The organism is Streptomyces sp. T028, assembly GCF_048159505.1.
Classification (GTDB): domain Bacteria; phylum Actinomycetota; class Actinomycetes; order Streptomycetales; family Streptomycetaceae; genus Streptomyces.
The window spans coordinates 195,224-208,125 of record NZ_JBLRVZ010000010.1; the positions used below are offsets into that span (position 1 = coordinate 195,224).

A 12,902-nucleotide genomic window follows, 5' to 3' on the forward strand; every position below is an offset into this window, starting at 1 on the left:
TTCCGAGATGTACGACGACACGATCTTCGACCCGACGCTGGTCCACCGGCTGTCACGGCGGGCCCTGCGCCCCGGGGTGACCGACCCCGGCCAGGCACGCGCAGCCCTGAGCCGGCACGGCGACATGACGGCCGGGCTCCCGCTGGCAGAGCTGGCCGCACGGTACGTCGAACCGGTGCCGCACGCCGGTGCCACGGAGCCCATCGTGTACGCGCGGCCCGCGCTGCCGGGGCCGTCCGGGCCTCCTGCTGCGGGGGCGGACTCGGCCGACCTCGGCTCGCCGGCGCCGACCAGGTCCGCGCCGGTCGTCTCGGCACGCCCCGCGACGGCGCCCGGGGACGGGCGGATGGCGCCGGTTCGGACGGGGACGGACGCGGGGGGCGCGGGGGACGCCGTACGAACTCGGGCCCGGCCCGGCACCGGAGGCTCACCCATGCGCTCCTCGTCGCCGCCGTCCGTGAAGGGGACGACGACGATCCAACGCAAGGTCGCCGCACCTGCGGCCACCCCGGCGCGTCCGCCCGCCCGCGCGGGATCCGGGCCGTCGCCGACACCTCGGGTGCCGGGCCCGTCGGCGAAGCGGGGTGGTCCCGGGGCACCCGGCCAGGCGCCCGCGGGCCCCTCGGGTCCCACCGTCCGGACGAAGCCGCCCGGTCAGGGGCACGGCCCGGTGATGGCGTACCGTCCGTCGGCACCGGGGCGCGGCCCCGGTGCTCCGGTGGCGTCCCGCCCCGCTGCGCCTTCGCCACACCCGGGGGAAGCCCCCGAGGCATCAGCCTCGACAGCGGCTCCGGCCGCCCGGCCCCGCCCCGCCGAGGACCCGCACCGGGTCCCGCCCGCCCCGACGGCCGTTCCCACCGTCGTCGCTCATCGGGCACCGGCGTCGTACTCCGGGCCGTCCGCCGCCGGACCCCTGGCGACGGCGCCCGAACCGGTCACCCCACGTCGGCCGCAGGCGCAACCCGCGCGCACCCTACCTCTGGCGACGGCCGGTGCCGCGCCGCACGACCGGCCGTCACCCGGAACGCCGGCCGGGTGGCAGGCGCCCGGCGCGTCGCAGCTGCCCGTCCTCCCGGGCCACCCGCACACCGCGGCGCCCGCGCACACCGGCTCCGAAAGCCTCGGAAGCCACCCACCGCGTGCCGACCGCGGCACGGCACCGTCACCCGGTCCGGAGGCCCCACAGGTGGACGTCGCGCACATCACGGACCAGGTGCACCAGCGCATCATGCGCAGGCTGGCCGTCGAGGCCGAACGCCGGGGGGTACGACGATGACCCTCAACAAGGCGGCCCTGGCCGGCACTCTGCTCGGCGTCGGCCCCGGCGGCGGCGGTCTTCAGAAGCTGACCATCTCCCACGACGGAACGGACTTCGAGGAGAACGGCCCGATCAAGGCGTTGTTCAACCCGCACGAGATCAGCCGTTCCCGGTCGGTCTCCTGGCAGGCGCCCAAGACGGCGGGCACGGGCAACGAGTGGACCCGGAGGGGCTTGCAGCAGGAGTTCTCCTCCATGCAACCCGCGACGCTCTCCGTCGAGTTGTTCTTCGACACCTACGAGTCGAGGGCCGGTGCGTCGGCCTGGGCCACGGCCGCCTCCTTCGTGGTCCCGCCCAACCCGTTCCAGACGGGTGACGCGACAGACGTCACCGCGCTGACCAGCCGGGTGGCCAAACTCGCCGAGGTAGACACCGAGTTGCACCGTCCCCCCCTGTGCACGCTCTCCTGGGGGGCCTTCTCCGATATCTTCACCGGTGTGCTCACCCAGCTCGACGAGCGGTTCACGCTGTTCCTCCCCGACGGCACCCCGGTGCGGGCCACCGTCTCGTGCAGCTTCGTCGAGTCCCTCACCGACGCGCAGCTGAAGGCGGGCGAGCTGCACTCGTCCGACGTGGACAAGACATGGACGGTCCGGCGCGGCGACACGCTGCACGGCATCGCCGCCGCCGAGTACGGGGACCCGCGCCAGTGGCGGCACATCGCCTCCGCCAACGGCATCGTCAACCCGCGTGACCTGCGACCGGGCCTGGTGCTGACCATTCCCCGGGTGAGCTGAGCGGAGGACCCTGCCATGAACGCCGACGAGGCCGCACCGGCCCTGGAGATCCGCTGCGACGGCCGTCCCCTGCCCCGGGAAGCCCGCGCCGACGTGGAGTCGGTGACCGTCCTGGACGATCTCCACGCGCTGAGCATGTTCACCGTGACGCTGCACAACTGGGACCCCGAGCGGCTGGCCTTCCCCTGGTCCGACTCCCGGCTCTTCGCGGTCGGCACCGAAGTGGTGATCTCCCTCGGATACGGCGGCGACCTGTACCCGGTGATGTCCGGTGAGGTCACCGGTCTGGAGCCCACCTTCAGCACGGACCGGCTGCCGACGCTGACCGTCCGCGGGTACGACTACCGGCACCGGCTGGCACGGGCCCAGCGGACCCGGACCTTCACCCGCACCAAGGACAGCGCCATAGCCCGCCAACTGGCCCGGAACGCGGGGCTGCGGGCCGAGGTGGCCGACACCGGTACCGCCCCCGACTACGTGGTGCAGAACAACCAGACCGACCTGGAGTTCCTCCAGAAGCGGGCGCGGCTGATCGGGTACGAGGTTCACGTACGGCACAAGGTGCTGTACTTCCGGCCACCGCAGCACGGCCGCCGGCCGTCGGCGACCCTGCACATCGGCGACGACATCGCCGAGTTCACACCCCGGCTGCGCGCGCTGCCCCAAGTCGGCCGGCACTCCGTGCGGGGCTGGGACGTGGCGCTCAAGCAGGCCGTGGTGTCCACCGTGACCGCCGGCCGGGAGTCCACCACCATGGGCGGTGCGACCACCGGCCCCCGCGAGGCCGACCGGGCCTTCGGCAGGGCGGGGACGGTCAGCACGGGCCTGTCGGTGCCGAACCGGGACCGGGCCGACCAGATGGCCCGCGGCCAGTTCGACGACCTGGCGCTGTCCTACATCACCGGTGAGGCCGAGTGCGAGGGGAAGCCCCGGCTGCACGCCGGCGATGTGGTCGACATCCGGGGCGCGGGCACCCTCTTCAGCGGCGCCTACTACCTCACCTCCGTCAGCCACTCGCTGACCGCGGGGGACGACTACCGGACCTCCCTCCAGCTGCGGAGGAACGCCGCGTGACGGAGATCTTCGACTATCCGACGGGCCAGGAGGCCGCCCGCGCGGACGGGCCGTTCCAGGGGGTGGCGATCGGCATCGTCACCAACAACCGGGACCCGGACGGACTGGGGAGGGTCAAGGTGACCCTGCCGTGGCTGGCGGACGACGCCGAGACGGACTGGGCGCGGGTCGCGGTGCCGATGGCCGGTCCCGGCCGCGGCTTCTGGTTTCTGCCCGAGGTCGGCGACGAGGTCCTCGTCGCCTTCGAGCACGGCAACCCCGAGGTCCCCTACGTCGTCGGCGCGCTGTGGAACGGCAAGGACAGACCGCCCCTCACCAACGGCGACGGCCGCAACGACGTACGGGCGATCACCTCCCGCAGCGGGCACGTGATCCGGCTGGTCGACACCGAGGGGGACGAGCGCATCGAGGTCGTCGACAGGAGCGCCGGGAACAGCATCGTGATCAGCACGAAGGACAACCGGATCACGATCACCGCGGACGCGGACATCGTCCTCTCCGCCGGCGGGAAACTGCGGCTCACCGGCAACGGGGTCGAGATCGTCTCCAAAGCCGACGTGAACGTGCAGGCCAAGTCCGCGCTCGCGGTCAAGTCCGGCGGACGGCTGGACATCAAGGGCAGCCAGGTCAACATCAACTAATGGGGGTGGAAGATTCCATGGGGCAGTTCGCCGCCAAGCAGGGTGACCTGGTCACGGCCACCGACATCCACATCGTCATGGTCCCCGGAGCACCGCCGGCACCGACACCGCTGCCGCACCCGTTCACCGGGGTCGTCAACGGCGGACTGAGCGCCGACGTCAGCATCATGGGCAAGCCGGCGGCGATCGCCGGCTCCACGGCGGAGAACTCCCCGCCGCACCTGCCCGCACCGCCGGGCACCTCGTTCCAGAAGCAGCCGTCGAACACGGCCACCCTCGAAGGCGGCAGCACCACGGTGAAGATCAACGGCAAACCCGCCATCAGGGCCGGAGACCCCGCCACCACCTGCAACGATCCGCAGGACCTCCCGAACGGCACGGTCGTGGCCACGGGCACGGTGACGATCGGATGACCGGCGTGACGGACAGCGGCTTCCTCGGCACCGGCTGGGCGTTCCCGGTCGCCCTCGAACCCGAGGACCCCGACGACCCCGGGCGGGGCATACTCCTCACCGGCGGTCCGGAGGCGATCCGCCAGTCGATCCGGATGATCCTCGGCACCGCGCCCGGCGAACGCGTGATGCGGCCCGACTTCGGATGCGGCATCCACGACGCCGTCTTCGACACCAACGACGCGACCACCGCGGGACGCGTCAGCCGGTCGGTGCGTGAGGCACTGACCCGCTGGGAACCCCGGATCGACGTCCTGGACGTCCACGCGGCACCGGATCCCGAGGACCGGCACAGCCTCCTCATCGAGATCAACTACCGGACGCGGTCCAACAACAGCCGCTTCAACCTTGTCTACCCCTTCTACGTCGCATGACCGGACAGCCGCCCCCCATCGACCCCCGCGACCGCGCGGCCCTGGTCGCGCAGACCACCGAGCTGGCGACGCGCTACAGCGGCTGGCAGCCACCCGCCGACGGACGCGCCGACGCCGGTCAGGCACTGATCGGAGTCTTCGCCCGCTTCGCCGAACTGGTGGTGCAGCGTCTCAACCAGGTACCGGAACGCGACTACCTCGCCTTCCTCAACCTGATCGGGATCCAGCCGTCGCCGCCGCTGCCCGCACGCGTACCCCTCACCTTCCAGCTGGCCGAACGCAGCCGGACCGACGCGCTCGTCCCGGCCGGTACCCAGGTCGCCGCCGACCCGCTCGACGGCGAGGACGACGAAGTGGTCTTCGAGACCGAGACCGATCTGGTGGTGAACCGCGCCCGGCTGGTGACCGTCCTCGTCGACGACGCCCCCCGGGACAGCTACGCCGACCGCGGCGCCGAGGCGACCGGCGGCCTCGACGAACCGTTCGCCGCGTTCACCGGCGACCATGCGGTGCCCCACGAGTTCTTCGTCGCCTGCGACCCGGTGCTGACCACCGAGGGCACCAAGGACGTCACCCTGACCCTCGCCACCCCGGACAGCGCGCTGCTCGCCGCATGGCCGGTCTCGTGGTCGTACTGGGACGGCACCCGGTGGCAGTCGGCGCAGGCCGGCAGCACCCCGGGGGACGGCGCCTGGACCGTGGCCCTCACCGGCCTGCCGCAACTGCCCCCGCACGACGTGAACGGCACCTCGGCCGGCTGGCTGCGCGCGCGGCTCGACCTGCCCATGCCGCACGGCACCTCAGGGCTGCCACCCGACGCGGTCGCGATCGGCAGCCGGACACCCCAGGACAGCGCCAACGGGGTGTTCCCGTTCGGGGAGACCGAACAGGGCCAGTTCTTCTACGTGAGTGTCGACGCGTCGGTGGCCCGCCACGGCGCGACCGTCCGGCTGGCCGTCACCCTGGCACGCCCTGGAGAGGGCGGTGACCCGGCCGGCCCGGTGCGCCTGGAGTGGTCGTACAAGGACGGCGACACCTGGCGGCCGCTGGGCGAGTCCAGTACGGCGGCGGAAGCGGTCGACGACGGCGGCACCGGCCTCACGGACGGCACGCTGGCGATGACGCGCGACGGCGAGATCGGCTTCCGGGTCCCCGCCGACTGGCCCGCCGAACTGTTCCGGGCCCGGTCCGGGCACTGGCTCCGGGCGCAGATCGTCCAGGAAGGCGGGGCGTACACCACTCTTCCGCAGGTGGAGTCGCTGAGCATGGGCCACGACTGGCATCCGCCCACCGTCACCGGCATCGGTGTGTCGACGGTGACCGCCCCGGAGCCGGTGGCACCGCCCGGCGCCTTCGCGGGCGGCACCCCGCTGGACGTGACCCGGGACTTCTTCCCCTTCGGGGAACAGCCCCGCTTCAACGACACCTTCTACCTGGCCTGCCCCGCGAACCTGGTGCGACCCGGCGCGGACCTCACCCTCGACGTCACCCTGACCAACGGCCCCGACGCCACGGACGGCCCGGTCCCGCCGGTGCGCACCGACGGCGATCCGGTGACCGTGTGGGAGGCGTGGGACGGCACCCGCTGGCGCACCACGACCGCCACCGCCGCGGGCTCGGACGCCGACGCACCGGACTACGCCTTCACCGCCGACGCCACCCTGGTGCTCACCCCGCCCGAGGGTTTCGCCCGCACCGAGGTGAACGGCGTCGAGGAGTACTGGCTGCGCGTCCGGCTGATCGACGGCGACTACGGCAACCCGGCCCACTACACCCGCAACGACGACGGCGCCTACGAACCCGTCGACGCCACCTTCGCCCCACCGGTGGTCAGGTCCCTGTCGTGGAGTTCCCGGCAGGGACTGACAGAGCCCGTCCCGGCCCCGGTCTGCGTCACGCACAACGACTTCCGCCTCGTCACCCACCACCGGGACCCCGAAACGCCGTGGTCCGTCACCCCCTTCACTCCGAACCCGGAGCAGGACCCCGCCCTCTACCTCGGCTTCGACCAGCCGTTCGGTAACCGGCCGGTCACGCTCTACCTCCAGGCCGAACCACCGGAACCGGACGAGGTGACGGCCGACCGGCTCGCCGGAACCGAGCCGTCCGACCTCGCTGACCTGGTGTGGGAGTACAGCGGCCCCGACGGCTGGCGGCCGCTGGCCGCAGTCGACGAGACCGCCGCCCTGACCGACCGGGGCATGGTGCGCTTCGTCGGGCCGGCGGACCTGACCGCCCGGGAGCACCTCGGACAGAGCCGCTGCTGGCTGCGGCTGCGGCTGCGGCACGGGACCTTCCCGGTCGCGCCGCGGCTGCGCCGGATCCTGCCGAACACGACCTGGGCGACCCAGGCCGTCACGGTCACCGACGAGATCCTCGGATCGGGCACCGCGGAGGCGGGCCGGCGGCTCACCACCGCGCAGAGCCCGGTCCTGCCCGGTCAGCGTCTGGTCGTACGGGAGCCGGAGCGCCCTTCGGCGGCGGAGGAAGCCGTACTGACCGAGACCGAGGGCGCCGACGCCGTGACGGTCGGCGAAGACGCCGAGAACGCCGGGGACGTCTGGGTGCGGTGGCACGCGGTGACCGACTTCCACCGCTCCGGCCCCGAGGACCGCCACTACACCGTCGGCCCGCGGACCGGAGAGATCACCTTCGGTGACGGCCGGGCCGGACGGATTCCACCGGCCGGGCAGAACAACATCCGCGTCACCTACCGCACGGGCGGCGGTGAACAGGGCAACCGCGCCACGGGAACCATCGTGACGCTGAAGTCCGCCATTCCCTCCATCGACTCGGTCACCCATCACGAGCCCGCCTCCGGCGGCAGCGCGTGGGAGCCGCTGGAGCGGGTGCGTGCCAGGGGGCCGAGGTCGCTGCGCCACCGCGACCGGGCCGTCACGGCCGAGGACTTCGAGGACCTCGCGTTCGAGTCCTCGGCCGAGGTGGCACGGGTCCGGGCGGTGCTGCCCGGCCGGTTCGACCCGTTCGCCCTCTGGTTCGACCCGGCGAAGGAAGAACCGAGGGACGAGCACGAGGAGGCGGAGGCCGAGGCGGGCAAGGTCGGGATCGTCGTGGTCCCGCACTCCGGCGCGTCGCGTCCGATACCGAGCCTGGGACTGCTGCGCCGGGTCGAGGAGTACCTGCGGGCCCGCTGCGGCCCGACCACCGCGCTCTGGGTCGCGGGCCCGGAGTGGATCGAGGTGACCGTCGCCGCGACGGTGGCGGCCTCCTCCCCGGCCACCGCCGGACAGGTCGGCGGACGGGTCGAGCAGGCCCTGGAACGCTTCCTGCACCCGCTGACCGGGGGACCGGACGGCGCCGGCTGGGCCTTCGGCCGCAAGCCGCACCGCTCGGACCTGTACGCCCTGATCGGCGCCGTCGACGGTGTCGACCACATCCCCGCGCTCACGGTGACGACGGTGGCCCACTCCGAAGAACTCGGTGAACGGCTGGAGGCGGTGTTCGGCCGCTCGCTGGCGGAACTCGCGGCCGAGCCGGTGGCCGAGGACCTGACCCGATGGCTGGAGCGGGCGCTGGTGTACTCCGGCCCGCACCGGATCACCGTGACCCTGGGAGAGTGAGGAAACCCGTGCCGATCGAGCTGCCCGACCTCGACGACCACGACTTCGACGACCTGGTCGGCGAGGCGCGGGCCCTCATCCCCGTCCTCCTGCCGGAGTGGACCGACCACAACCCCGGCGACCCCGGCGTCGTCCTCGTCGAACTGCTGGCCTGGCTGACCGAGATGCAGCTGTACCAGGTCGACCAGCTGCCCCAGAGCCACAACCTGAAGTTCCTGAAGCTGCTGGGCGGCCCCGGGTGGGAGCCACCGGGCACTGGCGGTCTCGACGCGGCCGTACGCCAGAGCGTGGCCACGCTGCACGAGCGGTACCGGGCCGCCACCGCGGACGACTACGAGTACCTGGTCCGCACGGTCTGGCCCGAGCAGCCGCAGGCGGCCGGACTGCCCGGGGTACGGCGGGTACGGTGCGTGCCGGGGAGAAACCTCGACGGCCCCGACCCGGACGCGCCCGCACCGGCGCACGTCAGCGTCGTCGTCCTGCCCGAGCCGGGCGGGCAAGGCGGCACGCATCCGCTGCCCACCGAGGCCCTGACCACCGCCGTGCACGAGTTCCTCGACCCCCGGCGGATCCTGACGGTCCGCCACCACGTGGTCGGCCCGGAGTACGTCGATCTGACGGTCTCTGCCGACCTGGCACTGCGCGAGGACGCCGTGCCCGAGCACGCTCTCGCCGACGCACTCGACCGGCTCCAGGACTTCTACGACCCGTTCATCGGCGGTGACGCCGGTGACGGCCGGGGCTTCGGACAGAGCGCGTACCCCTCGGAGGTCTACAGCGTGCTCGAACAGTCACCGTCGACCGACTACGTCGAGAACGTCCGCCTCGCACCCGCGGGCGCGGACGGTGCCTCCGGAGCGGACCATATCGCCCTCGACGCCCACCAGTTGGCACGGCTGACCGGGGTGGACCTGACGGCGTACGGCAACTACGGCAGAACGTACTCGTCGGCCTGGAGGCTTCCGGGATGAGCCGCTATCTCGACCACCTGCCGGCGCTGTTCCGGGAGGACCCGTTCGTCGGCCGGTTCCTCATGGCGTTCGAGGCCGTACTGACCGGCCGTGACGACGCCGGGGGAGTCACGGGACTCGAACAGCTCATCGACCGCTCCGCCGACCACGTCGACCCGTTGGACGCCCGCGAGGACTTCCTGCCCTGGCTGGCAGGGTGGGTCGGCCTGAGCCTGCGCGCGGACTGGTCCCCGGACGTCAAACGCGCGTTCATCAGCGAGATCGTGCCGCTGTACCGGCAGCGGGGAACCCTCGCGGGGCTGCGCCGGATGCTGGAGATCTACCTGTGGCCGCGGGATGACGGCGTCACCCGTGACGACGTGGTCGTCCTCGACGACTTCGAGACGCCCGCCCACTACTTCCAGGTCCGGCTGACGCTCAGAAGGTCCGACCCCTCTGAGCTGCGCCACGTCCAGGAGGTCGCCAGGGCGATCATCGACCAGGAGAAGCCGGCCCACACCTTCTACGCGCTCAAGGTCGTGGTGCCCACGATGCGGCTGGTCTCCGAGGAACTGATCGCACGAGAGGGTGGCAAGCCGAAGCCGCTCCTCCTCGGCGGGAACACCCAGCTCGGCACGAGCGACTCAGCCTGACATCTCGGAGGAAGCCCGATGGCGGACTACAGCCAACCCGACGTCGTACCGAAGCGCGTCCGCTTCTTCGACGGGCAGTTCCTGCAGGAACAGGACTTCATCGACGAACAGAAGTTCCACCTCGACCGCGAGCGCCGGCAGAGCCGACTGCTGCGGTTCACCGGTGTCGCCACCGGTCTGACGGTGACCTCGGACGCCGAACGCCGGATCACCGTGGCCGCCGGCATGGCGGTGGACGCGCTGGGCCGCCACCTCGTCCTGGCGGCCGGCACGACCCTGGAGCTCGACGAGCACTTCGACGACCAGCAGGGCATCGAGGTACACCTGGCCCACCGGGAGGCCGCGACGGACCTGACGCCCGACGAGGCGCCCGGCGGGGCGGGAGCGCGGCGCTGGGACGAGAGCCCCAGGATCGTGGTGGTGGCCCCGGACGGCACCACCACGGTCGCCCCGGACGACGCCCCGCGCGATCTGGACGACCACACGGTGCTGCTGGCCCGGTGCGCGGTCGCGAACGGCCAGGTCGTCGTGGACCTCACCGCGGCTCAACGCTCCACCCTCTCCGTCGCGGGCGCGCTCGGCATCGGCACCACGGCCCCCGGTAGCGACCTGGAGATCGGCGACTACGGACCGCGAGACCGGCACCTGACGTTCAAGGTCGGCGGTGACGGCCGTCGAAGCGGGATCCGGCTGCGGGCCGGGTCGGAGAGCGCCGACGAGGGCTACTCCCTGGAGTACGACCGGCGGCCGGTCGCGGGACAGGGTCTGCACGTCCGGACCTACGGCCCCGACGATCCCGAGGACGGCACGACACGGCTCTTCGTCTCCCCGGGCGGTGATGTCGGTATCGGCACCACTGCGCCGGTGAACGCCGGCGCCTGGGGCCGCGTCGTCGACGTACTGGGCGCAGGGAGCACCAAGCTGTCCGTGCGGACCGCGAAGGTCGAGGGGGGCGTGCTGGCACACGACACGGGTGTGTTCGGCGCGCCGGCCGGCATGGTCGTGGGCACGAAATCGGCCAGCCCGGTGACTCTGGTCACCGCAGGGGCGGCCCGGCTCAGCGTCACAGCCTCCGGGGATGTCGGCATCGGCAGCACCACCGCGGCGAACGCCGCCGGGTACCGGATGGTCGACATCATGGGCGCCGGGACTGTCAAGCTGTCCGTGCGGACCGCGAACGTCGCCGCGGCGGTCTTCGCGCACGACCAGAGCCTGTTCGGCGCACCGGCGGGCATGTCCGTGGGCACCCTTTTCCCGATGCCGTTGAGCTTCTTCACCACGAGCACGCGCCGGTTCACCATCGGCGCCGACGGCGACATCTCCATGGGCAGTGAGCCGTTCACAGCCCGATGGACCACCAAGCACGTCGACGGGGACGAACCCGCGGAGCCTCACCTGAGGCTGCACAGGGACGACACGACCTCCGGAGGGAAACGCTTGTTCCTGGAGCTTTTCCAAGGCCACGGAAATCCCCTTCAGGACGATGTCTACCCCAGCATCCGGTTCCAGCACAGCAGCAGATACTGGCACCGGATCGAGGGACGGCCGGACGGGATGCACATCAAAGACGGGAATTTGAGCAGTGACGCCCACAAAGACCTCTGGGCCGGGGGAGTCCATGCGGAGTCACTGACCATCGGATCGGTCACCATCGGCCAGGCCGAGCTGGCGGTGCTGAAGAAACTCGCCGCGGGAGAACTCGGCATCGAGCTCTTCAGCCCCCGCCTCAGCATGTACAGCTACGCCGCCGACGTGGTCTATGCCGATACGCGGCACTACGTTCTGGCACACCCAACTCCTTCAGCCGACTACCGCAACTGGCTAATCAAGATCCCGGCCTCGTAATGACCACGAACCCCCGAGAAGGACGACCGACATGAGAGTCGAGATCGAGAAGCGCGTCTCCGAACTGGAGACCGAGTACCGCGAAGGCCAGCGGATGCTCGCCGATCTGGAGGCCAGGCAGGCAGACCTCCAGCAGACCGTGCTCCGCATCAGCGGCGCCCTCCAGGTGCTGAACGAACTGCTGGCCGCCGACGGAGCCCCCGTGCCACTCGGAGCCGACCCGGCACCACCGGCCGAGACGACACAGGAGGTGCACGTCTAGGGCTCGTTCCGGGCGCGGTCGTCCTCATGTCCGAGCGCATCCAAGAGCTGCAGCACACTGACCGTGGCCGGCTGGGCGGGCGAGGGCCCCGGCGACCGCCGCGCGGCTACCACGCGGCAGAGTCCTCGTCTCGCCACACGCCGTCCAGCCGGTCAGGGACCCCCACATCGCAGTGCACCCACCAGGGTTGCTCACCCGCGCGACCTCAACGGCCAGGGGCGGACTCTGCTCACCGGAGAGGGATGCAGGGACGACGGCGCGTAGAGCAGGCGCCCCGCACGCCGGCACCCCCTTCCGCACACCCCGCGGCGGACCCGCCGCGCAGGGAAACCTGATCCGCCTCAAGGAGGTCACCCATGCTCCACGGCATCGACGTCAGTTCCCACCAGGACGACACCCCGGACGTGTCCGGACAGAAGTTCGTGTTCGTCAAGGCCACCGAGGGCGTCTCGTACGTCAACCCGGAGAGGGACTCGCAGCTCGCGACCGCCCGGAAGGCGGGCCTGGTCGTCGGCCATTACCACTTCGCCCGGCCCGGCGACATGCAGGCCCAGGCCAAGTACTTCGTCTCCAAGGCCGACATCCGCGACGGCGACCTCCTCGCCGTCGATTGGGAGGACTCCGGCGTCTCCAGCGCGCAGAAGGATGCCCTGCTGAAGGCCGTCAAGAAGCTGCGGCCGGACCACCGGGTGATCCTCTACTGCAACCGGGACTACTGGCTGAACCGGGACACCACCTCGTACTGTGAGGACGGCCTGTGGATCGCCGACTACAACCACGAGGCCGGCTCCCCGGCGATCGAGCACCCGTGGACGTTCCACCAGTACACCGACAGACCGGTGGACAAGAGCGTCGCCCGGTTCGCGACCGTCGCCGACCTCAGGACCTGGGCGGCCGCCAGCAGCTCCGCGGACTCATCGGCGCCGCGCTGGCGGACTCTCCTCGACCACGTCATGGCGATCCCCGAGAAGATCTACGAGACATGGGACGGCGAGGAGGGCTGGGACAACCACAC

General features: G+C 71.7%; 12 protein-coding genes. All 12 read left to right on the forward strand.

Annotated features, from left to right (window positions below; genetic code table 11):
• The first annotated feature begins 7 nt into the window (after positions 1-7).
• Positions 8-1,276, forward strand: a complete 1,269-nt coding sequence (locus tag ACLZN2_RS11280; RefSeq protein ID WP_416978239.1) for a hypothetical protein — start codon at positions 8-10, stop codon at positions 1,274-1,276.
• Positions 1,273-2,055, forward strand: coding sequence for a LysM peptidoglycan-binding domain-containing protein (locus tag ACLZN2_RS11285; RefSeq protein ID WP_416978240.1), 783 nt, complete (start codon positions 1,273-1,275; stop codon positions 2,053-2,055). Before ACLZN2_RS11280 ends, ACLZN2_RS11285 begins: the two co-directional genes overlap by 4 nt.
• A gap of 15 nt (positions 2,056-2,070) precedes the next feature.
• The gene (locus ACLZN2_RS11290; protein WP_416978241.1) at positions 2,071-3,129 is read left to right on the forward strand and encodes a phage late control D family protein; all 1,059 of its coding nucleotides are present in this window, start codon (positions 2,071-2,073) and stop codon (positions 3,127-3,129) included.
• A complete protein-coding gene (locus tag ACLZN2_RS11295; protein ID WP_416978242.1) occupies positions 3,126-3,770 on the forward strand; it encodes a phage baseplate assembly protein V in 645 nt (214 codons plus the stop codon). Before ACLZN2_RS11290 ends, ACLZN2_RS11295 begins: the two co-directional genes overlap by 4 nt.
• Before the next feature lie 17 nt (positions 3,771-3,787).
• Positions 3,788-4,183 (forward strand): PAAR domain-containing protein, encoded by a 396-nt coding sequence (locus tag ACLZN2_RS11300; protein WP_416978243.1) that lies wholly within the window; start codon positions 3,788-3,790, stop codon positions 4,181-4,183.
• Entirely contained in the window at positions 4,180-4,596 is a 417-nt protein-coding gene (locus ACLZN2_RS11305; protein ID WP_416978244.1) for a GPW/gp25 family protein, read from the forward strand. The genes ACLZN2_RS11300 and ACLZN2_RS11305 overlap by 4 nt, the downstream gene beginning before the upstream one ends.
• Positions 4,593-8,177 (forward strand): putative baseplate assembly protein, encoded by a 3,585-nt coding sequence (locus ACLZN2_RS11310; RefSeq protein ID WP_416978245.1) that lies wholly within the window; start codon positions 4,593-4,595, stop codon positions 8,175-8,177. Before ACLZN2_RS11305 ends, ACLZN2_RS11310 begins: the two co-directional genes overlap by 4 nt.
• Positions 8,174-9,148: a baseplate J/gp47 family protein gene (locus ACLZN2_RS11315; RefSeq protein ID WP_416978246.1), complete on the forward strand. Its 975-nt coding sequence runs from the start codon at positions 8,174-8,176 to the stop codon at positions 9,146-9,148. Before ACLZN2_RS11310 ends, ACLZN2_RS11315 begins: the two co-directional genes overlap by 4 nt.
• Positions 9,145-9,780 (forward strand): phage tail protein, encoded by a 636-nt coding sequence (locus ACLZN2_RS11320; protein ID WP_416978247.1) that lies wholly within the window; start codon positions 9,145-9,147, stop codon positions 9,778-9,780. The genes ACLZN2_RS11315 and ACLZN2_RS11320 overlap by 4 nt, the downstream gene beginning before the upstream one ends.
• Positions 9,781-9,798: 18 nt before the next feature.
• Entirely contained in the window at positions 9,799-11,625 is a 1,827-nt protein-coding gene (locus tag ACLZN2_RS11325) for a hypothetical protein (RefSeq protein ID WP_416978248.1), read from the forward strand.
• Between the two features lie 31 nt (positions 11,626-11,656).
• Positions 11,657-11,887, forward strand: a complete 231-nt coding sequence (locus ACLZN2_RS11330) for a hypothetical protein (protein ID WP_416978249.1) — start codon at positions 11,657-11,659, stop codon at positions 11,885-11,887.
• Positions 11,888-12,243: 356 nt separating this feature from the next.
• A partial coding sequence (locus tag ACLZN2_RS11335; RefSeq protein ID WP_416978250.1) for a glycoside hydrolase family 25 protein occupies positions 12,244-12,902 on the forward strand: 659 nt, incomplete at its 3' end.